This window comes from Finegoldia magna ATCC 29328, from assembly GCF_000010185.1.
GTDB classification, from domain to species: Bacteria; Bacillota; Clostridia; order Tissierellales; family Peptoniphilaceae; genus Finegoldia; species Finegoldia magna_H.
Window position 1 is genome coordinate 1,287,260 of the sequence record NC_010376.1, and the last position, 21,697, is coordinate 1,308,956.

The following is a 21,697-nucleotide window of genomic DNA, read 5'->3' on the forward strand; positions in this document are numbered from 1 at the left end:
AATTTATTGTTTTCTCAATGCGTAATTCATAACCTTATCATTTCCAATAGCATAATCTTGAATTTGATTTTCGATAAACATATCGGGATACCACGTTAATCCATCTCTTTTATTAAGATTGGAACAGTGTACTACGTCTTCTAATGTATAATCGTATCTTCTAACTCCACTTGATTTTTTGACAAATAATTTACTATTTCCTAAATACATAATTGTTGACGCTTCTGTCGTCCACCCAGAAGGTCCTCCGGTATTTTCCCCAATTATCTGAAGATTATCAAGGTTTCTCTTGACTCCGTCTACGAACAAGGATCCAGCAGAGTAATTTTCTGGTCCAGTTAATAATTTTATTTCCAATTTAGGATTCAATAATTGATATCTTTTCAGTGCCAATTCAAGTTCTTTTGCATGTGCTGGCCAACCACCTGTGTTGTATCTAATATCTACAATTATTTTTTCTACATTATTTCGTGAAACATCTTTATCCATTTTATCTATCATATTTTTCAAGATGTTATCTTTATCAGTATTATAACAATTGTTGTATTGGATGATTAAGTTATTATCATTTATATAATAATAAAATGGTTTCATTTGCATGTATCTCATCTTGTCATTTTTTGTGAATTTATTTTTTGTGATGTCTGTCATATCGTATAAGATTTGAGAAAAATCTGTATTTTCATAACTATATTTGTTGATTTTAACATCTGGCAGATCTATCATTTTGATTGTTTTATTAAGCGTTTTACCATCAGTTTCTATCTGTAATTTTAATTTTCCATTTTTAATTATATTTTCTTTTTCTAGTGCATCTCCATAATATAAATAAAAATCTTCTATTATCGTATTTTTGAAATATTTATTTTCTGCTGAAGTGTATTTGTATAATCTTTTTGTTATGTCCTTGGTATCAATATCATCAAATTTTATTATCTTAGAATATAATAAATCTTCGTATTCAGGTGTTGTATTAATTATGTAATAATCTCCATTAATAATTCTAATCTTAATTGGCATACAGCTTTTCCCTATTTCATACATAGCTGATGTATGTCCATCATTAGTGTTTGCAATTAATTTTGCAAAATCCAAGTTTAAATCAGAAACCGTTTTATTATCTGATGTTTTCAATAGTTCTTCAGCAAGTTTTTCTAATTCTTCTCTTGTAGAATTTCCTAAATAAGCTTGCCATTCCAAATAATAATTTACGAAATTCTTCATATCTTTTTCATACTCAGATTTCGTAAGTACTCTGTTTAATTCAATTTTCCCCAATTGTTTAACTCTTAAATCATCGGGATTGTAATTTTCTAATTTCAAATTATCTTCTATTGGAAATGTAAGAATTTCATTATCCAATTCATTCTTTGCAAATCCTCGTGTTTGTGTATTTAATGTAAGAATGCACGTTAGTAAGAATAAAAATATTTTTTGACTTCTCTTTGTTTTTTTCATTTTATTTCCTCTTAAATATTGTCAATCGTTTTCTATATCTCCATCTTACAAATAAAACACTTAATTGTCAAACATTTGGTTATATATTTCTCCAAATATTTTCAGGTAATTTATTGCATTAAAAAAACTAAGTTATTGCTAACTTAGTTTCATAATTATCTTAGATAGTTAAGAGGATCAGTGTGTTGACCATTGAATCTAACTTCGAAGTGAAGGTGAGGTCCTGTTGAATATCCAGTTGATCCTATAAATGCGATTAATTGTCCACGTTTTACTCGTTGACCTACACTACAATTAAATCCACTCAAGTGTCCATAATATGTCAATGCTCCATTATCATGTTGAACTTTCACAAGATTTCCGTAGCCACCGCTCCATCCAACATGAACTACAACTCCATCTTCTGCAGATATTACATGTGTTCCCATTGGTGCTGAAATGTCCAATCCTGTGTGGAATCCCGATCCTCTTCCGAATGGATCGCTTCTCCATCCATAAAAAGATGTCATTCTATGAGATGATGGTACTGGCCATTGTAAGTATGCCCCGTTGTTATTGACAACTGGTGCTGAAATATTTGTGTTGAATGCTTTATTTCTTTGCAACATTTCACGTCTTCTTTTTTCAGCTTGAGCTCTTTGTGCTGCAAGTAATTTTGCTTGTAGGATTGCCTTTTTTTCTTGGTCGATTTTGCCGTCGATTTTTTCAAGTTCTTTAATTAATGAAGATATTTCTGATTCTGTCATGCTGACATTTTTTGAAATATCGTCGATTAACTTTTGTTGTTCAGCCAATGTATCATTTAATGCTACGACTTTTAATTCCAAATTCTTTTTTACAATTTCCATTGTTTGCATTTTGGATTTTAGTTCGTCTTTTTTGTAATCTAATGAAATTTTTTCGTGTTTCAAATCGTTCAATAGATTTTTATCATATCTAGCAATATAATTCATCAAACTTACATTGTTCAATAAATCGTTCAAATTTCCAGATCCGAAAATCACATCAACTTTTGCACCATCTTTTGATATATACATTCCTTTTAATCTTTTTTGAAATTCTTTTGTTTTTTTATTGATGCTAGATTGGTATTTTTCAATTTCTTTTTTAGTATCATCTATTGATTTATTGATTTTTTCCAATTCTTGTTGTTGAATAGCAAGTTCTGATTGAGTTTGAGTTAGTTTTAAGTTGATGTTTTTCAACTTTTCCATCTCAGCGTCTTTGTTATCTTTTAATTTATTTAGGTTGGATTTAGATTCGTTTAAATCCGAAGTTTTTGCTTTTTTTTCGTTATTTAATTCGGTTAATTTGTCTGCATACACTGCATTAGTCATAAGCATCATGCACAAGGCTAACGCGACAATTTTCTTCTTCATAATTCCTTCCTTATATTTTGAGATATTTTTTGCTACTTAATACGGAACCGAATGCTCCAATTCCGATGCCTAGACTGATAAAAATCTTCAACAAATCCCATCTAATCATCACTGGTGGAACTAAATATGTTGATATCAATCCATATACAGTCTTATTATACCTCAAATATCCATATCTGTATAGGTAATAACAAGCCAAAAACGCAACCACTGCGCCAATTATTCCGAAAAATATTCCCTCTACAACAAGTGGTGCAGATATTACTAAATTCGATGCGCCGATATTTTTCTTGATAGCAATTTCTTTTCTTCTGGCATACACAGTTAATCTAATTGTATTTGAAATATTTATTATTGAAATCAAAACCAATATCGCAACTACGATTGAGCCTGCGTATTTTACAATTCTAGATGTATTTGAGATTTTTGCTATCAAATCCTTGTAAAAGCTTACCTTTTCAACACCGTCTATTTTTTGAAATTCTCTGACGTATTTTTCAGCGTCGTTTACATCCTTCAATGTAACTTCAAATGATGCAGGAAAAGCTGATTCCATTCCTTCAATCAAAGTTTTATCATCCAAAGATTTGGAGAAATTCTCCATAGCTTGTTTATTAGACACATACTTCAAATCCTTAACGCCATCTTTTTGTTTGATAAACTGCTCAATCTTTTTCGTCTTGTCCTCTTGAATTCCATTTTCCAAATACACATTGACAAGATTAACTTTTCCTTCGATGTCTTTTACAGCTTGATTCATTGTCAACATAGATATAATTACAGATCCCAAAATCAAAAGTGCCAGAGAAATCGTCGTCAAAGATGCAAGTCCCATCGATCTGTTTTTCCAAATACCTACAAATCCTTCTTTCAAAGTGGATATAATAACTCTAATTCTTCTCATACATTCCACCTTCTTCATCTCTAACAATAATACCCTTGTCCAATTGAATTACTCTTTTTTGTAATTTGTTAACAATATCTTTCTCGTGAGTTATCATCATAACAGTCGTACCACGTTCATTAATTCTAACCAACGCATTGGCAATGTCCATGCTAGTCACTGGATCCAAATTCCCCGTAGGTTCGTCTGCAATAAGTAGTTTTGGTTTATTAACCATCGAACGTGCAATGCAGACTCTTTGCATTTCCCCACCGGATAGTTCGTGTGGATATGCATTCTTTTTGTCTTTCAAATTTACCAAATCAAGGACAGTATCAATCGTCGATTTTATCTCTGAAGAACTCTTTCCCAAAATTTGCATAACGTATTTTATGTTTTGGTACACAGTTTTGTTCTCCAATAGTTTAAAATCTTGAAACACCATTCCTATACTTTGTCTTAATTTAGGAACCTTCCTCGCTTTTAATCTGGTTATGTCTTCACCGTATAGGTAAATTTTACCTCTATCTGGATTTATTTCTTTAAGTATAAGTTTCGTAATAGTTGATTTGCCCGCACCGCTTGGCCCAATCAAAAAAACAAATTCACCTTGTTCAATTCTAAAATTGCAATCGTTTAGTGCGCACACTTTATTTTTATATGTCTTATCTACATGAACGAATTCTAACATTTTTCACCTCGCAACCCTTATTATATCACAGTATTTTTAAATTTTTAAACAACTGGATATTTAAATCTTTTTAGGGTATATATATTTTTAGGTGATGAAAATGAATAAAAAAGAAATTAGAAAACAAATGTTACAACAAAGAGACTCCATCTCCGACAAACAAAAAGTCGACGATGAACTCTTAAAAGAATTGGAAAACTTAGAAGAATTCAAAAATTCCAAAAATTTTTTTGTGTATGTGAGCTTTGGCTCTGAGTTTAATACTCACAAACTCATCAAAGATTTGTTGGAACAAGGAAAAAAAGTATACGTTCCTTACGTAAAATCAAAAGGACAGATGATTGCCGTAGAAATCAAAAGCATGGATGATTTGGCTCCTGGAGCTTACGGAATCTTAGAACCTAAAAATCCAGTTGAATCAGACGTTAAATTTGATTTCATGCTAGTACCTGGATTATGCTTCGACAAAAACAAATACAGAATCGGCTACGGTGGAGGATTTTACGACAGATTCATCGACAAAATCGGCGAAGATTCGTATAAAGTATCCATAGTGTACGATTTTCAATTAGTTGATGATTTAAATCCAGAAGAGTTTGACAGACCAGTTGACAAATTAATTATTCAAAAATAATTATCTACAAGCAAAAAGACCACAAAATTGAATTTCAATTCATGTGGTCTTTATTCGTATAAGTATCGTGGACAAGAACATCCAATCAACCAAACTTATAAATAAGTTTCTTTAAAATATCCTTCAACTTTCATGTGTAAATTATATTTTAAACAATTCCATGTATCTTTCTTGAGAAGATTTTGATTTCTTGTCTATGCTATAAATATTTACATCTAATTGCGATAAAATCTCCAATATTGATTTAATATTTTCATCTTTTAGTATAATCAATTTATTTTCGTATTCATATCCGTTGTTCATCAAAGTTTTTCTGACAAGTTCATCATTAGAAGTTGAGAGATTCAAATATTTTACAGATTCTAGTTTTTCTTCCAAGATTTTCTTATCCTTCAAGAACAAAATATCACGACTTATATCATCCAAATCATTCAACCCATGGCTCGATATAATAATTCCTACATTTTGCTTGGCAATCTCTTTCAATAAATTCTTCGTTTTTATAACACTTGTTGGATCCAAACCATTTAGAGGTTCATCCAATAAAACATAATCATTTCCCGGCAAGAAAGACATTGCAAGCATTAACTTTTTTTTCATTCCTAATGAATACTCTCCAACCCTTTTATGTGCAAATCCCTCTATCTCATATTTTTTGCATATATTATTCACATCTTCTGTAGATTTTTTATATGCATTCTTGATTAATTCCAAGTAATCTATACCTTTCATATTAAAATCTAAGATAGTTTCATCTCTGAAAAAAGTTAACTTATTGAAGATTTTTTCATCATCATACTGCTCATTATCTATTACTATTTTACCACCATCTATCTTTATGGAATTGGATATGCTATTCATTAGTGTCGTTTTTCCCGATCCATTTGGTCCAACCAAGGCTTTAATTTGTCCTTTTTCCAATCCAAAATTGACTTTATCTAATATAGTTTTATCTCCATATTTCTTTTCTAAATCAATAACTTGTAACATTTATTTCCTCTTTTCTTCAAATTTCTTCTTGCTAATAAAATACAATACTACAGTCCATAAAATAATAGATATTACTCCAAACGTAAAATTTAAATATCCATTTTGTTGATGAAATGACATAAATCCATTCGCCATAGCAGAACTATCTATATAAGAGAATGGCAAAAAAGCAGGAACGAATTTCACAATGTACGGTAATCCAATTGATAGAATCACAATCAACGCAACTATCAAATTCGAAATTTTATTGTCTATGAATAGTTTAGTCATGTTTATGAAGATAGAAAAACAAACACTCACAAGTATCGATAATATTGTGCTTTTGATAATAAATTCCCTGTATCTCATAACTTCTGCACTAAACATTATGTTTGATATTCTCATTGTTGGAAGTTGTGAATTACCAATTCCACCAATTATTGTTCCAATTGCAAATACAATTGCCAAAACAATCAAGAATCCTATTATTGTGCTGAAAATACTTGATAATACATTTCTTCTGTAAATAGAATTTTTGTTAATCGGTGTTAGTTTTTGTATTTCTATAATCTTCTTATTTCTAGATAGCAAACTTCCAAATGCACAAGCAGACAATAATGTAACAATAATATTGAATTTTGTGTAGAACAAATCATATAACAGATTTATTCCTGTAATACCCTCACTACTTCCATTAAACAAATAGGAAAATATCCTGTCTTTTATCTTCAAATACTTAACTCCATCTTCAGGATTATAGTCAACATTATATATTCCATCATATATTCTATTTGAAGGTGTAACCTTCATCTTATTAAGTAAATCAATTTTATCGTACATATATCGTTTCGTGTACATGCTCAAAGAATCGCTCTTATCCATATATCCACTACTTTGATCAAACCTCAAATCTCCAGATGTGAATTTGTCTTGATAAAATTTGTAGAATTTATCTGGATATTTTTCTCTATTAATATATACTCTGTATTCTTTAATTCCGCCTTCAAATTCTTTTTCGAAATTTTCAAGATTTTGATTAATTTCCGTCTCTGTCAAATAAGGATCATTTAAAATCTTCGTCTTATAAGACTGACCAAAAGCTAAGTAATTTTTGTAAACTTGCTCTCCTTCTTCACGTAATTTATTGTATTTTTCGGTTTTAAAAGCTGTAAATAACGAAAACAAACCAACTGTTATTAAAATAAACACAACCATTTGCTTGGAAATTATATTAGTTAACACCAAACCCTTCACACTAGTCGTGTCAACTTTTCTGTAGGATACTTTTTCTTTTTTCGCTCTATCTTTGACACTGAAACAGCAAACTAAAAGAATTATATCTATCAACAACAAGCATACCATTTGCATCCAAGAAAAATATTTAGTTATGAATAGTGGATTGAATCTGTGATTGAACAATAACAAATCACCAACAAAACCACCAATAACAATAATAGAACAGATCATTTCCATTGTTTTTGATGTGAAAATTTTCTTGACAAATGATAATATTCCAAATACAAAAGTAGAAGATAAAACCAAAGTTACAATCGCTCGCAACAAGATTTCGTAAGGTTTCAAATACTCTAACTTTACAAATCCTAAGTTCTGTTTTTCAGTTAAGAATTTGTATCTTTCAAGTACAGATATGTGATAATAATCAAATTTACCGAATCCATCCAGAAATACAGTGCTAATTAACAACAAGAATAATAAAACTGACACAATATACATAATGTAAATTAATAAACTCATAAAAAATCTATTCTTTGTAATTAAGATGTTTTTAAATGGTAACTTCTTCAACACATCATCATTTTCCAAGGATATGATTAGAAATATAGCTAAAAATATCGCTGGAACTGCACCAAATAAAATAGATGACTGTTTCGAAATAATAGCAGCAAAATTTAACTGTTTATACTCATTTATAACTCCATTTGTTTTTGTCGAATTATCAGAATTTCTATGTTTAATAAAGTTAATGTAATCCTTATCTACTTTTATCTTTTTGGATTCTGGGTGTGAATCCAATTTATCCAAAAGTTCTAAAACGTTTTGCTCGTGAGTATAGATTGCTTTGGCATCGTATTTTCTACTGTATTCTCCAAACGATGATTTGTTCGTATTCGTCGACATAAAATTATCTATCTCGTACAAATTATCCGATAACTTTCCATAATATTTCAATTCTGTGTCATATATTTTTTCGTTTTCTTCGACGCTTAACTTTGGATTTATCTTATTGCCACTTCTTTTGTTTTTCAAAAAATAAGCAATCAAACTATCAGTGCTGGATTCCATTTCTTTTATTCTATCTAGCTCATAATATGTTGACTTTTGCATTTGTATGAAAAGAGTCGCAAAGCACATTATTAACGATAATAAAATCACGAAAAAATATGTTTTGTTTCTGATTAGTTTTTTATGTAAATATTTTAGCATAGTTTCCTCCTGTTATTGGTATTTTACTAAAAGTAATTATAAGCGTTTTACGGTGATTGCTTTCTTTCTATTTTTTACATTTTAGCTTTTTACCACATTAACTCTTATTTATATTTTAACATATTTTTTAATAAATATTACAATAATATGTAGTATAAAAATATCATTAAATTTGAATCAACAGGAAATAAAGTAATAAAAAATAATTATCAACAAGCAAAAAGACCACAAAATGAATTTCAATTCATGTGGTCTTGAAGCTTCTCATATTTCCTAGAAATATCTAATTAAATATTCCCTTTATTCTATCAAACAAAGAATTGTTTCCTTCATCTCTCAGCACATAATTCATAACCTTGTCATTGCCAACTGCGTAATCTTCGATTTGGTTTTCGATAAACATATCAGGATACCACGTTGATCCATCACCTTTATTTAAATTCGAAGAGTGTATAACATCTTTGTAAGTATAATCATATCTTCTCATTTCTCCTGATGTGTGTATGAATAGTTTGCTTTTCCCGAGATATACAATATTTCCTCCAGACATATTATGATTTGAAGCTCCCGCAGTATTTGTTCCAATCATCTGTACATTTTCTAAGTTCCTTTTTACACTATCCAACATTCTTATCCCAGCTGAAAAAGTATCTTCACCAGTTAACACTTTAATATTGATTTTTGGATTTAATAATTGATATTGCATTATCGCAAACTCTAATTCTTTTGCGTTTGTAAACATGCCACCACCATTATATCTGATGTCTAATATGATGTTGTCAATATCTTTTGCTTGTATTTCATTTTGCATTTTAGTTATCATATCTTTTAATACGTTATCTTTATTGATATCGTAAGAATCATTATATTTAATTACTAAATTTCTGTTTGATTTATAGAAGTAAAATGGTTTATTTTCTGTGAATTGTTCTTTTCCCCAATTTGTATATGCATCCCATTTTAATTCACTAGTATCATACATTATTTGATTGTAGCTTTCATCATCGTAATAATTTTTGTATATTCCAATACTCTCAGTTTTAATGGTGTCTACAATTTTATCAACGATTTTTCCATTTTGCAAAATTTGTAAATGTACTTTATCTCCTTTTATTATATTTTCTTTTTTAAGTAAATCTGTGTATAACATGTAACCATAATGTAAAATATTTTTCTTTCCAATTTCATTCTCTGCAGAAATGTATTTGCACACTATTTTCAATATTTCAGATGATTTTACACCTTCAATGCTTACGATTTTAGAATACAATAAGTCCTTGCATTTTTCCGTTGTATTTATGATGTAGAATTCGTCGCCAATTATTTTTATTATGAACGGGAATTGCTCTGTCCCCAAATGCCACATAGCAGTTGTGTGTCTATCGTTCATGTTAGATATTATTTTACTAAGCTGTAAATTCAAATCTCCAACTGTATTTCCTGTTGGATTTTGTAGTAATTTATCAATATCCGAATCTAGTTGTTCTTTTGTGTATCCTCCAAGATAGCCTTGTTCATGAATATAAAAGCTTTTAAAATTATTAACATCTTTTATGTAATCTTCTTTTGATAAAATTCTATTTAATTCAATCTCTCCAAGTTTTTTGTGTTTTTCCTTGCTTGTATCTAAGTTTCCCTTGTTGTACATGCTATTTACAGATAATGTTAATACTTCTATATTATCAAGTTCATTTTCAGAATATGAAATATTAGAAAAAGCTACTGCTATAACTATGATTATAGCAGCGCTCATTTTTTTGATCTTATTTATCATTTTTGATTTGTATCCCTTTTCTGTAATGATTTTCATAAAATACTCCTTACAATGTTTCCTGGTATTATCTTTTCAAATTTTTTATTTTGTTGATCAAGAAATTGTCTCCTTCATCTCTCAATGCATAATTCATTGCAGGGTCATTTCCTATCATGTAATCTGCAAAAGACTTTTCTGCGTGGAAGTCTGGTGTCATTGTATTCCTGTCAAAATCAAAGTTCATATAATTAAATAAATACGAATCGACATTTTCATAGTGTTGTCTAAAAACAGTTGTACAGTAATTTATCCCAATATAAGTATCTCTCGTATATGCATATTCCACATTTCCTGCACTCGTTAATACTGGAAATCCGCTATCTTTTCCTATGACTTCGACATTATGAAAGTTCTTCAAAAATAACAAAGCGCAATCTCCTGCAGCAGAGTAAGTTCCATCGCTTACAAGAACTTTTATTTTGGTTTTAGGATTTGAACCCTGATACGCCATCATCTTACTAAAAATATTGAATATATATGATGAGTTTCCTCCAGAGTTATATCTTAAATCAATGATTATATTTGAAAATTTGTTACTATCTAATTTGTCGCAGACATCCTTGGTGAATTTTTCAATCTTATAATTATCATTTTCAGTACAGGAATTATATCTAAGAATTAAATTGTCTTCTTTTGTTTCAATATAATGTAACTTATTTTTATCTACTGTTAATGTTAGCGGTTTGATAATATTATATTTTTCATTTTTGTCAGTTTTCGTATTAAAACTTATTAGGTTAGTTTTTATTCCATTAATCTTTAATTTACTAACTATAAAATCTTTTGATTCCTCAAATGGTATATCTAATTTTATTATTTTATCTCCAGTTTTTAATTCGTAAATATTCTTTTTTTCTGTCATCACATTTTCTTTTTTTAATATTTCATGATTATTCAAGAGTGAATTTTTAGTAAGATTTCTAAAACTTTCATTTTCCCCAATAGCATAATCTTCTAATCTATTTAAAACATCTTTAATTTTAATATTATTTATACTTATGACTTCTGATCCTATTAACTTCTTATATTGATCTGTAGTACCAATTATGTAATATTTCCCATTACTTTTTTGAATAAAAACTGATGGTCGTGCAGTATATACTGTATTTAAAGAAACATGTCCTTGTTTATATTTTGAGATTACCTTCATTAAATCAAGACTTAGATCAAGAGCAGTTTTATTTTCTGAATCATTTAATAGTTTATTATAAGAATTTGTAATTTCATCAATGTTCTGTGCTTCATAATAAACATGATTATCATTCATGAAATCTCTTATATTTCTTACCTGATTCTTATATTTTTCTGAACTAATTGGATTATTACCTTTAATTACACTAGAATCATATTCTTCAATATTATTAGTGTTATTTAAATCAATTAAGTCTTGTTGACTAGTTGTTATTATTTCATCCTGGCTAACAAAACTAGTAGTGGTTATAAAAAAAATCATAATCACTACTAATTTTATTTTTTTACTTAACGTTTGTCTTTGAAACATATCCATCACCTTTATTATAATTCTTGAACACATACTAAAGTTCCATGACAGTCACACTTGTAATTCCAACAAGAAACTTTGTTAATGCTACAAACTCTACTTCCACTTTTTCCTGCTCCATGATTTCTATCGTCCATTAAAATTTTCATAATTTCCTCCCTGAATTTTATTCCATTTCGGCAGATTTATTTTTAGACAATATTATTCTCCAACTACCTGCTTTGTCTTATTAATTAAAAATAGACTTGATTTTATTAAATAAAGAACTATCTCCTTCATCTCTCAATGCATAATTCATCGCAGGATCATTTCCTATCATGTAATCTGCAAATGATTGTTCTGCGTGAAAGTCTGGTGAAAGCATATCACCTTCATAATCATAGTTTTTATAATTGTGTTTAAATACATCTTCCTTTTGATAATTTTGTTTAAATATTCTTATCCCATAATTACAATAAAGTTTTAGACTTTTGATATAAAACATACTATCAGAACCCGTTGTATTTTTAATAGTAAATCCCGAATCAGATCCTATTACTTCAACATTATCCATTTTTCTCATCGTTTGCATAGTTGCGGGTGCTGTTGCAGAATATGAATTATTACTTATCAATACTTTAATTTTTGTCTTTGGATTTTTTATCTGATACAATGACATTTCTTTTAAAATATATGGGTAAATGTAAGTACTACCTCCCCCATTGAATCTTAAATCCACAACTATTGTAGAAGACTTACTTTCATATAATTTTTTATTTATCTCTTTCGAAAAATCAAAGATATTAAATCTTTGTTTTTTATTTCAGAATAAAAGTTTTTTCTGTTTGATTTATTATATCTAGTGGTTTAATGCTAACAGAATTCTGATTATTAATTCTATCTAAAATCTTAGCTTTATTCATAAAATAAGATTTGTCATTTATTTGATATTTGACTTCTAATTTGTCGATATTAATTAAAATGATATTTTTTTTATGTATAGAATTAAGCCGCGTAACGTTTTCATAATATTTAAATAAAGTCTTGCTATTAATTAATATTACCTTTAATAGATTTTATTGTCAAGAATTTACTTATTTAATTTCCTAATAAATGTGTGCTATTTAATCTATATCCTTGTGTATTAATGATATATTATCAATTTATATCATCTAATATGGATATTTTCTACGTTTGCTAAGTTATTTCATTTATTTAAAATTTCAATATGTGATATAGTAATATATTCTTTTTTGAAATTATAATATGAACTAAAAAAACAGGGACATTATTTTTTAATGTCCCTGTAAGATTGCTCTAATATATTTATTTAAAATCCAATTTATCCACGAATTTTAGTATTTCTAATAGCTTTGTTCTTTTTTTGAATGTTTTCTCTATGTTTTTCTTCAAATATTGGTACAAATCATCATTTCCAATTTCAAATGATTTGATTTCCATGACAATATTCATGTATTTTTTGTCTTTGTATGTGCTTTTTAATCTCTTTCGATAAATTTCCCAAACTTTTTCAAATGTTTTGTCTTTGTCTTGTTTGATAAGTTCTTCTACGAATAGTATAAAATAATACGAATCGTGTATTGATGACAAGTTTTTGAACACATTTGTATAATCTTCTTCGTTCAAATATTTCTTGGTTTCAGATATTATTTCTTTTTCCATTTCGATTGAGTAATTGTCATTGTCCAAGCTTTGTGAAAGCATGATTACATAATCGTTGATTAATTTGAATGTGGATTCTTTGTCGTCTACTTTTGAGTATTTGTATAGAAACTCTCTCCATTTTGCTATGAATTTCGTCATGTAATTCATAAGTATATACGTTCTGACATCTATTGTGAACACGTAATTGGGTGTGAATATGAAGAACTTTTTGAAATAATCAAAATATTTTAACAATTCATCTGATATCATACTTATGGATAGTGTTGTGACTATTTCTTGGTTTTCTTCTGTTAATTGGATTTTTCCTTTTAATAATGATGGACTATTTCCATATTGTATGAGTTTTTTGATTGCGTATACGAATAGATAAGAATATGATTTATCATTTTCTATTTTGTCGAACAAATCTTGTAACATATCAAAATCTTTGTCTTTAATTAGATATAGTATCGTCTTTTTGTGAAGTTGTACTTCGCTCATATCGCTGTAGTAATTCACAACTGAAGAAAATGAATTTTCTTGTTCACGTTCTACTAGGTCGATTAGTTCGATGTCACTGTTTCTGTCGTTGATGTATATGTCGTTAATTTTAAGAAGTTCTTGTTCGCTATTTTCGTTTTTGAATGCGAACTTCTTTTTGTTCCAATCGTAGATGCTTAGCCCATCTGTTCCTGTTTTTTTGTATATTAAAAAGTTGTTTAATCTAAAAATATCGTAATTTTCCATAGCTTAAATTATATACAAAAAAAGCTACCAAATCAAATTTGATAACTTTTTTATAAAATATGTAGTTTAGATTATATACCCACAGATATTTTTAAAGCTTCATCCAACTTTATCAGAACTCTATCATCAAAGCTACCTACTTTTTCACGAAGCCTTTTTTTATCAATAGTTCTTATTTGTTCAGCTAAAATAACTGAATTTTTCGGTAAACCGTACTTGGATCGTTCTATTGCAACATGTGTTGGTAATTTCGCTTTATTTATTTGTGAAGTAATAGCTGCTATGACTACGGTTGGACTGTATTTGTTTCCCACATCATTTTGAACAACAACGACAGGTCTTACACCACCCTGCTCAGATCCAACAACAGGGCTTAAGTCTGCGTAAAATATGTCTCCTCTTTTTACTTTCATAAACTCACCCTATAAACTCTTCGCTATTTTAAGAACTGTTTTTATTATATCCAAAACACTTCAAGAAATCAATACAAAAAACTTGCCCAACTTAAAAGCTGGGCTAAGATTAGTTAATTTTTTGTAAATAGTCGCACACTTCTACGACTTTTCCATTTCTATTATAAATTCTAGGAATTCTCATTGTAACTCTACACAAAAGCTCATAGACATTTGTGTTTGCCATTTCTGCCAACTTATACAATGATATTTCTCCCATGTCATCTTTTCCGAACAACAAAACTTTGTCGCCGACTTTTACATCTCTAATGTATGTTACATCTATCATAATTTGGTCCATGCAGACTTTTCCCAAAATTTTTGCTTTTTTGCCGTTGATAATCACATAAGCTTTGTTGGATAATTCCAAAGGATAACCATCAGCATAACCTATTGTTGCTGTTGCAACTACTGTTTCAGAGTTTGTCGTGAATGTTCTTCCGTATCCGATGTCTGTTCCTTTTGGAACTGTTTTAATCATTGACACTGTTGTGTAAAGCGAAGATATTTCTTCCAGATTTAACCTAGAATTTTCTCTTACATAATCTGATGCGTGATAGCCGTAAAGTCCTATTCCACATCTTATCATATCCAAGAAATATCCGTGAATTATCGCTCCTGCATCATTTGCTATGTGTTTTATTGGAACAGTTATTCCTCTGTTTTCCACATCAATCATAAAACCAATGTATGTATTGTATTGTTCTTTGGTATAAGAATAATCTTCGCTATCAGCATCTGAAAAATGACTGTAAATTCCTTGCAACACTACATTATCCATTTTATAAATTTTGAATATTTCTTCCAAGCATTTATCGCGGTCAAGTCGAACTTGGAACCCTAATCTTGTCATTCCTGTGTCAATTTTGATGTGAACTTTGCATATTTTGTTCAAACTTTTTGCAACGTTATTGATTTCAACTGCAGTATCGTAATCGTAAACTGTTAATTCGATGTTGTTTTTGATTGCGACTTCAATGTTTTCATTGGAAATGTAGCCTAAAATCATGATTGGTTTGAATATTCCATTTTTGCGAAGTTCCAAGGCTTCATTTATATTGGACACTGCAAAGTAATCTATTCCCAAATATTCCAATTCTTTTGTAATAAATGCTGCGCCTTGCCCATAAGCATTGGCCTTTACAACGGCACACATTTTGACTAAATTGCTTATGTTTTTGATTTCTTTGTAATTGTGTTTTAATTTATCTAAATCAACCTTCAAATAACTTTGATATTTAAACATTATTTCTCCTTACAAGCATTAATCGCTTCCGGTAAATTTCTAATTATATCCGATGCAATAATGCTGTCCTCTCCTATTTTTTGTTTTGCAAAATCTCCAGCCAGTCCGTGAATGTACACTCCCAATTTACAAGCTTCGAACACATCTCTGTTGTGCATAAAACTTGCAATAATTCCAGACAAACAATCCCCACTTCCAGCTGTTGCCATTCCAGCGTTTCCTGTATTGTTTACATAAATTTCGTCATTTTTTGCGACGATTGTGTGATGGCCTTTGAGAACTACTATACATTTGTGTTTTTTTGAAAAATCCGTAGCTACTTTCTCACGATTTTGATTGATATATTCTACATCCAATCCCGAAAGTCTACTAAATTCCAGTGGATGTGGCGTTATGGCAACTGAATAATCATCAAATTCTAGTTCACTGAAATCTTTTATTGAATTCAATCCATCTGCATCTATCAACACTGGTTTATGGAAGTTTTTGAGTACAGATTTTATCAACTCGTAATTTAATTTATCTTTTCCCATTCCACATCCAATTGCTACGCAGTTTTTATTGGAAATATATTCTAAAATTTGAGAAATAGAATTATCACTCAATTTTTTATCCTCACATTCAAGTGGAAGTATTATATTCTCAACGGATTTAATTTGCATAATTTCCGAGATAATTTCAGGAACAATTGTGTACACCAATCCACTTCCGCATCTAAGTGCTGCCATGCTTGCCAAGTAGACGCTGCCGCACATTCCGTTCGAACCACCAACTATGCATACTCTTCCGTAGTTTCCTTTATTGGAAAAGGGATCTCTTTTTTTTATTGTAAAATCCATTCTAATCCTCCAACATCAACACGCACATTGCTACTGCATATTCTCCATCATGAGAAATGGATGCATCAATATCTAAAACTTTTGGAAATTTATCTGTATTTAATTTTACAACTAATCCATCATCATGTATAGACTCTACATCCATAAAACTCATTTTACCAATTCCAGTCTTCAAAGCTTTTGACACTGCCTCTTTCATGCAAAACATCCCTGTAATAGTCTCAAAACTACGATTTTTGGATTCAATGTACGAAATTTCTCGTTCAGTAAAGACTTTTTTCATAAATTTATCCAGATTTTTTATGTTTTTTATTCGTGAAACTCTTAGAATATCAGTTCCACATCTAATCTTCATTTTTAATTCCTTCAAATTTTTCCAAGAATTTGTTTCTAAGAGCTAGGAAATCTAACTTTTCGATATCTTCCACGCTTTCCACATCTTCTACGAAATCTTCTACTATTTCTCCAATTATTTCAAATGAATTTTGTGAAAAGTTATTAATATTATATGATTCTGACAAATATTTTATACTTTCTTTCACTAATTTATCCGTCAAAATATCTTGGTAAGTTTGGTTGATATTGCAGTTACTGATTTCTTTTTCGATGATTCTTCTTATGGAATATATCACATAATACACAAAATCCATGAAAATCTCGTCGTTTTCTCTGTCATCAATGGCAAATAATATCGACAGACAGAAATTCCAGTTGAAGTCCTTGTCCAATCTGCTATTGAGTCCTTGTGCAAATGATGTGTGAATGTAATCTCCAAATTCCATATCTGAAAAATCATACAACTCACCAAAACTAATCGGCTTGTTACTTATTGCATTTACTTTGTTTAATATGTCGATTAACCTTTCTTCGTATTGTTTTTTCTCTAATACATCCATCACAGAAAACAAATAATCGCTGACCACATTTGCAATATTTCTCATATCTATTACAAATCCAAGATTGTATTTTAGTTTGAGCATGTAACCATCATGAATCATTTTTGTTATGATGCTCTTAAATTGTTGTCTTGTTGCATCATCTTCATTTGATTCCACTGTCATCATTTTTTTGTAAACGCTGTTTAATTGTTTGTCGATAATTGTAAGGTTGTTTTTGATTGAGTACATCACATCACGTATCAAATCTTCTGTCATTACATAGTTTGAATTTTTGTACAAAATCGAATGATCTACCTCTCCCCAGAATACATTGACCATGGATTTTATTTGCACTTCAAAATTTATTTTCATTTCTTCATTTTCCACAAAAATTGCGTCAATTTTATAAATTTCAAACCCGTTTTTTTGTTTTTGTGGCTGAGGTTGATCCAAATTAAGCCTTATTCTCATATCATACTTGGAGTAATAATAGCCATTTTCGTCTTTGTAATAAAAAAGTCTTTTTAAATATTCGTACAAATCTTTTTCGTTTTCATTGAAACGACATTCTATTCTAACTCCTATCAAATCTGGGAATAGACTGAACACATCCTCTACGTCTTTACATTTTATATAATAATTTTGTTTTAGTATTTTTTCTTTGATGCTGTCTTCTTTTTTTACACGTGCGTTAATATTAATAACATCTTCGTTCGTTTCAAAAACTTTACTGAAAAACTCTTTTGCTTCTTCTGCAACAAAGTTTATAAATTTATTGCGACTATTTATTAATTTAACAGCATCATTCATAAATTGAAAAATTCCAGCTCTCATTTTTATTCTCCTTTTTATTGCTACTATTATTTTACCATATTTAAGCTTTTCACAAGCATTAAAAAAGAGCACTGCATGTGCTCTTTTGATTTTACAATTTATAGAAACTTCATCCTGTTGGGATTAATATCTCGTTCTATTTCGTGAAAGCCCTTGATTTCGATGTTATTTTCTTCTATAATTTTTTCGATTTTGGGTTTATCTTCCAAATTATCGTACAATATAGAAATACCACAACACACATCCAAAACTCTTGGTGTTGGCGCAATCGTAGCTTTAATAGAATGTTGTTTGATTAAATCGTAAAGTTTTTGTCCGTTTGCCACATCTTTGAACAAGATGTAGTTCATTTTATCTGCCATTTTCAATCATTTCAACGAACGCTTCAATTCTTGTCTTTAATTGTTCGCTGTCTTCGTCTGTATAATCAGTTTCAATTCCCAATACTGGAATGTTGTGATCTTTAAGTTCTTTTTCTACAATGTGACCTTCTGTATCGTAAATATTACAGAATTTTAAGTTAACATCAATTACACCATCAACGTTGTATTCTTTCGCAAGTCTGATGATATCGTCAACTCTTTCAGTGTTTGGAGTGTAGCATGCACAGTTGATACCTTTCATGTATCTATCTGTTAAGTGATCAACCATTTCGTCCATAGTCTTTCCAGATTCATCTACTGTTAATTCGAAATATCTTGAACCTGTACACATTTCTTCACATACAACTGCTGCTCCACTTGATTCGATGATGTGGTGTAATTTCCAGTTTGGAATGGACAATGGAGTTCCTGTTAACATTAATCTTGTAGCGCCTTTTTTGTACACGCTAACGTTTTGTTCTTTTCTCTTATCCAATTCGTCGCACAATTCATTAACTTTTTGTGCAAATCTTGTTGGGTCATCGTAGAATGCAATTTGTGAAATCAATAAGCAGTCTTTACCACTGATTGGAACATTATCTAGTTTACGGAATTCCCATAATCTTTGCATTGCACGTCTTTTTTTATTGATTAATACAATAGCATCGTGAAGAGATTCTGGAGTTAATTTGTTGCCAGTTAATTCTTCGATTCTTGCGATGTATCTATAAACTTCGTCTTTGAAGAATTCAACGTCTTTGTCTCTTTTCATTTGTGGTAAATCGAAGATATACATTGGCGCATCTTTTGACATGATTTCCCATGCTTTTTTCTTGCCATCGCAAGTTGTTTCTCCAACGAATAAGTCTGCAAGTCTGAAGAATGGACAAGTTTTTTCAAATCTAGCTCCCAAAGATGCCTTGATTAGCGGACATGTTGCAGTTGGAAGATATTTTTCTCCACCTGGTACCCAAAATTGTGATCCTGAACACAAACCAGTATTGATAGCTCCGCAACCAAATACTACTTCATCAGGAACGTGAATACAGAATGTTCCTACAACTTTTCCGCCGTTTTTTTGGAATTCGATTAATTCAGCTGGTCTAATCCCGTGGATTTCTGCAACAACCATATTGAAATAATCCATTTTTTCTGGTCTGTTTTCTTGTGATAAATATACATCACCAAATGCTTGTGGTAAAACTTCACATAAAACGTCGTGTTGATCGACATCCATTCCTAAATCTTCCCACATTTTTCTGTAATCTGCCATTTAAATACCCCCTAGTAAGTAATTACATTATCATCATAATCAAATTGGCTGCAGTTACATATCACATAATCTGGTTTGAAATCAAATTGCCTGTACTTTTCATCTATGTATTCAAAACCTTTTTTCCTAAAAATATCGTGATATTCACCTTCACAAAAATAGCCTTCTTTGATTAACTGATCAAATTTTTTGTACACTCCAGCTGCTGCCTGAAGTTTTACAGATGATTTTTCCCTAAATGAATCATCTATATGTCGTTTGATGAATTCTATTCTTTTGTCAATATCGAAGATAAATTTGGAGAAATATTCCACCTCGTAAATTCTTCTCTCATCTACATCGCATTTTCTGAGATTAAATATTAGAGATGAAATTTCTCTTGATTTTTCGATTAATTCGTCAAATTTTTCCTCGTCAAATTTTTTGTCTAATTTTTCTTCCAAATACGCAATCAAAGACTTGTAATCTTTGTATTTGTACACGAAAACATCCTTGTCAGTTTTCTTTTTCAAAGTTTCGTAACGAATTTTGCAACTATCATCTACTATAAAAAACGATGAACTAAACATAAAAGGACATCTTCCGAGTTCCAAATAAGCAAAAGAAGAATTCAACATATCACAGTAGTTATTATCCATATAATCTTCTGTGACTTCCCTATCTATTCCATAAGAATACACCGTTGTGACTCCAAAACTCTCAACGATTTCCCATGGAACTCTTCCCCACAATGAAACAACAGTTGTTGATTCTCTCAAAGTGAGTGCATCGATATATGCGTTTTTTCTAATATCTAAATAATCCATTATCTTGCCAAGACTGCTGCTCCTATTGCCCCTGCAAATCTTGCATTCTCGTTTGTTTCTACGGTTGCTGATAGAAGTTGTGACAAGTGTTCTGTCATATAATCATTTCCTGAAAAACCTCCAGTTAAGAAATAATAATCCGTAGCAGGAAGTCTGTGAACCAAAGTCTTCACTTTGTTAATAATAGAATTAATTACACCGCAAGCTATATCTTCTTTTGGAGTTCCTTTTCCAATTAGAGAAATGATTTCTGTTTCAGCAAAAACCGTACACATTGAAGAAATCTTGACATCTTTTCCAGTTCTTGCCAATGCAAACATTTCGTCAAGTCCAACTCCAAGACGATTTGCCATTACTTCCAAAAATTTTCCAGTACCAGCAGAACATTTATCATTCATTATGAAATCTTCCACCATACCATTTTTATAGCTTATCGCTTTTGTGTCTTGTCCCCCAATATCGATAATAGTCATGTCAGTGTCGTTGAAAAAACTTGCACCTTTTGCGTGGCATGTTATTTCTGTAACAACTTTGTCCGCAAATGGAACAGAAACTCTTCCGTATCCCGTAGCGACAACTTTGCTATTATCTTCGTTAACCCCATTTGATTCAAGCCATTCTTTTATAGTTTTGCTTGTTTCAACAGAACTCCATCCTGTTGGCATAACTTTCTTGAATACAATTTCTTTTTTTGAATCATCCAACACAACTACCTTTGAAGCAGTTGATCCGATATCAATTCCTACATAATACATATTTATCACCAATTTCATTATAACATCAAATAAAACCTTTTTATGATTTATAGAATCATTCAATAAATAACTGGTTATTTATAGGAAA

Annotated in this window: 21 protein-coding genes; 1 reads left to right on the plus strand and 20 read right to left on the minus strand. The window is 30.0% G+C overall.

The window, feature by feature from the left end; translation table 11 throughout:
- Positions 1-3: 3 nt before the first annotated feature.
- The 4 genes from FMG_RS06230 to ftsE form a co-directional block, all read right to left on the minus strand.
- Positions 4-1,458, minus strand: coding sequence for a hypothetical protein (locus FMG_RS06230; RefSeq protein ID WP_012290875.1), 1,455 nt, complete (start codon positions 1,456-1,458; stop codon positions 4-6).
- A 155-nt stretch (positions 1,459-1,613) separates the two neighbouring features.
- On the minus strand, positions 1,614-2,837 hold the full coding sequence (locus FMG_RS06235) for a murein hydrolase activator EnvC family protein (protein ID WP_012290876.1): 1,224 nt from the start codon (positions 2,835-2,837) through the stop codon (positions 1,614-1,616).
- A gap of 10 nt (positions 2,838-2,847) precedes the next feature.
- The gene (ftsX, locus tag FMG_RS06240; protein ID WP_041250605.1) at positions 2,848-3,741 is read right to left on the minus strand and encodes a permease-like cell division protein FtsX; all 894 of its coding nucleotides are present in this window, start codon (positions 3,739-3,741) and stop codon (positions 2,848-2,850) included.
- Complete coding sequence (gene ftsE, locus FMG_RS06245; RefSeq protein ID WP_012290878.1) at positions 3,728-4,411, minus strand: cell division ATP-binding protein FtsE; 684 nt, start codon at positions 4,409-4,411, stop codon at positions 3,728-3,730. The genes ftsX and ftsE overlap by 14 nt, the downstream gene beginning before the upstream one ends.
- A gap of 100 nt (positions 4,412-4,511) precedes the next feature.
- Here ftsE and FMG_RS06250 point away from each other — a divergent pair, with 100 nt between their 5' ends.
- Positions 4,512-5,045: a 5-formyltetrahydrofolate cyclo-ligase gene (locus tag FMG_RS06250; protein WP_050716640.1), complete on the plus strand. Its 534-nt coding sequence runs from the start codon at positions 4,512-4,514 to the stop codon at positions 5,043-5,045.
- A gap of 141 nt (positions 5,046-5,186) precedes the next feature.
- Here the strand turns inward: FMG_RS06250 and FMG_RS06255 are convergent, their stop codons facing one another.
- The 16 genes from FMG_RS06255 to FMG_RS06325 all read right to left on the minus strand — a co-directional run bounded on the left by FMG_RS06255 (position 5,187) and on the right by FMG_RS06325 (position 21,609).
- On the minus strand, positions 5,187-6,035 hold the full coding sequence (locus tag FMG_RS06255) for an ATP-binding cassette domain-containing protein (RefSeq protein WP_012290880.1): 849 nt from the start codon (positions 6,033-6,035) through the stop codon (positions 5,187-5,189).
- The gene (locus FMG_RS06260) at positions 6,036-8,459 is read right to left on the minus strand and encodes an ABC transporter permease (protein ID WP_012290881.1); all 2,424 of its coding nucleotides are present in this window, start codon (positions 8,457-8,459) and stop codon (positions 6,036-6,038) included.
- A gap of 283 nt (positions 8,460-8,742) precedes the next feature.
- A complete protein-coding gene (locus tag FMG_RS06265) occupies positions 8,743-10,269 on the minus strand; it encodes a S41 family peptidase (RefSeq protein ID WP_012290882.1) in 1,527 nt (508 codons plus the stop codon).
- Between the two features lie 28 nt (positions 10,270-10,297).
- Positions 10,298-11,773 carry a S41 family peptidase gene (locus FMG_RS06270; protein ID WP_227930508.1) on the minus strand — a complete coding sequence of 492 codons (1,476 nt, stop codon included), beginning with the start codon at positions 11,771-11,773 and terminating at the stop codon, positions 10,298-10,300.
- A gap of 14 nt (positions 11,774-11,787) precedes the next feature.
- The gene (locus tag FMG_RS09910) at positions 11,788-11,922 is read right to left on the minus strand and encodes a hypothetical protein (protein ID WP_262348795.1); all 135 of its coding nucleotides are present in this window, start codon (positions 11,920-11,922) and stop codon (positions 11,788-11,790) included.
- An 80-nt stretch (positions 11,923-12,002) separates the two neighbouring features.
- On the minus strand, positions 12,003-12,425 hold the full coding sequence (locus FMG_RS09855; RefSeq protein ID WP_231840046.1) for a hypothetical protein: 423 nt from the start codon (positions 12,423-12,425) through the stop codon (positions 12,003-12,005).
- Between the two features lie 653 nt (positions 12,426-13,078).
- Complete coding sequence (locus FMG_RS06280) at positions 13,079-14,164, minus strand: hypothetical protein (RefSeq protein ID WP_012290885.1); 1,086 nt, start codon at positions 14,162-14,164, stop codon at positions 13,079-13,081.
- Positions 14,165-14,235: 71 nt separating this feature from the next.
- Positions 14,236-14,577, minus strand: coding sequence for a type II toxin-antitoxin system PemK/MazF family toxin (locus tag FMG_RS06285; protein ID WP_002835111.1), 342 nt, complete (start codon positions 14,575-14,577; stop codon positions 14,236-14,238).
- Positions 14,578-14,686: 109 nt separating this feature from the next.
- Positions 14,687-15,862, minus strand: coding sequence for an alanine racemase (gene alr / locus FMG_RS06290; protein WP_012290886.1), 1,176 nt, complete (start codon positions 15,860-15,862; stop codon positions 14,687-14,689).
- A complete protein-coding gene (locus FMG_RS06295; RefSeq protein WP_012290887.1) occupies positions 15,862-16,701 on the minus strand; it encodes an NAD(P)H-hydrate dehydratase in 840 nt (279 codons plus the stop codon). The genes alr and FMG_RS06295 overlap by 1 nt, the downstream gene beginning before the upstream one ends.
- A gap of 1 nt (position 16,702) precedes the next feature.
- Positions 16,703-17,056, minus strand: a complete 354-nt coding sequence (gene acpS, locus FMG_RS06300; RefSeq protein ID WP_002842400.1) for a holo-ACP synthase — start codon at positions 17,054-17,056, stop codon at positions 16,703-16,705.
- Positions 17,046-18,413 carry a GTP pyrophosphokinase gene (locus FMG_RS06305; protein ID WP_041250606.1) on the minus strand — a complete coding sequence of 456 codons (1,368 nt, stop codon included), beginning with the start codon at positions 18,411-18,413 and terminating at the stop codon, positions 17,046-17,048. Before FMG_RS06305 ends, acpS begins: the two co-directional genes overlap by 11 nt.
- A 98-nt stretch (positions 18,414-18,511) precedes the next feature.
- Positions 18,512-18,775, minus strand: a complete 264-nt coding sequence (locus FMG_RS06310) for a DUF3343 domain-containing protein (RefSeq protein WP_012290889.1) — start codon at positions 18,773-18,775, stop codon at positions 18,512-18,514.
- A complete protein-coding gene (locus FMG_RS06315) occupies positions 18,765-20,048 on the minus strand; it encodes a double-cubane-cluster-containing anaerobic reductase (RefSeq protein ID WP_012290890.1) in 1,284 nt (427 codons plus the stop codon). Before FMG_RS06315 ends, FMG_RS06310 begins: the two co-directional genes overlap by 11 nt.
- A gap of 11 nt (positions 20,049-20,059) precedes the next feature.
- Positions 20,060-20,854: a 2-hydroxyacyl-CoA dehydratase family protein gene (locus FMG_RS06320; protein ID WP_012290891.1), complete on the minus strand. Its 795-nt coding sequence runs from the start codon at positions 20,852-20,854 to the stop codon at positions 20,060-20,062.
- Positions 20,854-21,609: an acyl-CoA dehydratase activase gene (locus tag FMG_RS06325; RefSeq protein WP_041250607.1), complete on the minus strand. Its 756-nt coding sequence runs from the start codon at positions 21,607-21,609 to the stop codon at positions 20,854-20,856. The genes FMG_RS06320 and FMG_RS06325 overlap by 1 nt, the downstream gene beginning before the upstream one ends.
- Between the last annotated feature and the right edge of the window lie 88 nt (positions 21,610-21,697).

Excerpts from the sequence above, each read along its gene's own strand:
- FMG_RS06230 (WP_012290875.1), bottom strand. The coding sequence starts at position 1,458 with ATGAAAAAAACAAAGAGAAGTCAAAAAATATTTTTATTCTTACTAACG.
- FMG_RS06235 (WP_012290876.1), bottom strand. The coding sequence starts at position 2,837 with ATGAAGAAGAAAATTGTCGCGTTAGCCTTGTGCATGATGCTTATGACT.
- ftsX (WP_041250605.1), bottom strand. The coding sequence starts at position 3,741 with ATGAGAAGAATTAGAGTTATTATATCCACTTTGAAAGAAGGATTTGTA.
- ftsE (WP_012290878.1), bottom strand. The coding sequence starts at position 4,411 with ATGTTAGAATTCGTTCATGTAGATAAGACATATAAAAATAAAGTGTGC.
- FMG_RS06250 (WP_050716640.1), top strand. The coding sequence starts at position 4,512 with ATGAATAAAAAAGAAATTAGAAAACAAATGTTACAACAAAGAGACTCC.
- FMG_RS06255 (WP_012290880.1), bottom strand. The coding sequence starts at position 6,035 with ATGTTACAAGTTATTGATTTAGAAAAGAAATATGGAGATAAAACTATA.
- FMG_RS06260 (WP_012290881.1), bottom strand. The coding sequence starts at position 8,459 with ATGCTAAAATATTTACATAAAAAACTAATCAGAAACAAAACATATTTT.
- FMG_RS06265 (WP_012290882.1), bottom strand. The coding sequence starts at position 10,269 with ATGAAAATCATTACAGAAAAGGGATACAAATCAAAAATGATAAATAAG.
- FMG_RS06270 (WP_227930508.1), bottom strand. The coding sequence starts at position 11,773 with ATGTTTCAAAGACAAACGTTAAGTAAAAAAATAAAATTAGTAGTGATT.
- FMG_RS09910 (WP_262348795.1), bottom strand. The coding sequence starts at position 11,922 with ATGAAAATTTTAATGGACGATAGAAATCATGGAGCAGGAAAAAGTGGA.
- FMG_RS06280 (WP_012290885.1), bottom strand. The coding sequence starts at position 14,164 with ATGGAAAATTACGATATTTTTAGATTAAACAACTTTTTAATATACAAA.
- FMG_RS06285 (WP_002835111.1), bottom strand. The coding sequence starts at position 14,577 with ATGAAAGTAAAAAGAGGAGACATATTTTACGCAGACTTAAGCCCTGTT.
- alr (WP_012290886.1), bottom strand. The coding sequence starts at position 15,862 with ATGTTTAAATATCAAAGTTATTTGAAGGTTGATTTAGATAAATTAAAA.
- FMG_RS06295 (WP_012290887.1), bottom strand. The coding sequence starts at position 16,701 with ATGGATTTTACAATAAAAAAAAGAGATCCCTTTTCCAATAAAGGAAAC.
- acpS (WP_002842400.1), bottom strand. The coding sequence starts at position 17,056 with ATGAAGATTAGATGTGGAACTGATATTCTAAGAGTTTCACGAATAAAA.
- FMG_RS06305 (WP_041250606.1), bottom strand. The coding sequence starts at position 18,413 with ATGAGAGCTGGAATTTTTCAATTTATGAATGATGCTGTTAAATTAATA.
- FMG_RS06310 (WP_012290889.1), bottom strand. The coding sequence starts at position 18,775 with ATGGCAGATAAAATGAACTACATCTTGTTCAAAGATGTGGCAAACGGA.
- FMG_RS06315 (WP_012290890.1), bottom strand. The coding sequence starts at position 20,048 with ATGGCAGATTACAGAAAAATGTGGGAAGATTTAGGAATGGATGTCGAT.
- FMG_RS06320 (WP_012290891.1), bottom strand. The coding sequence starts at position 20,854 with ATGGATTATTTAGATATTAGAAAAAACGCATATATCGATGCACTCACT.
- FMG_RS06325 (WP_041250607.1), bottom strand. The coding sequence starts at position 21,609 with ATGTATTATGTAGGAATTGATATCGGATCAACTGCTTCAAAGGTAGTT.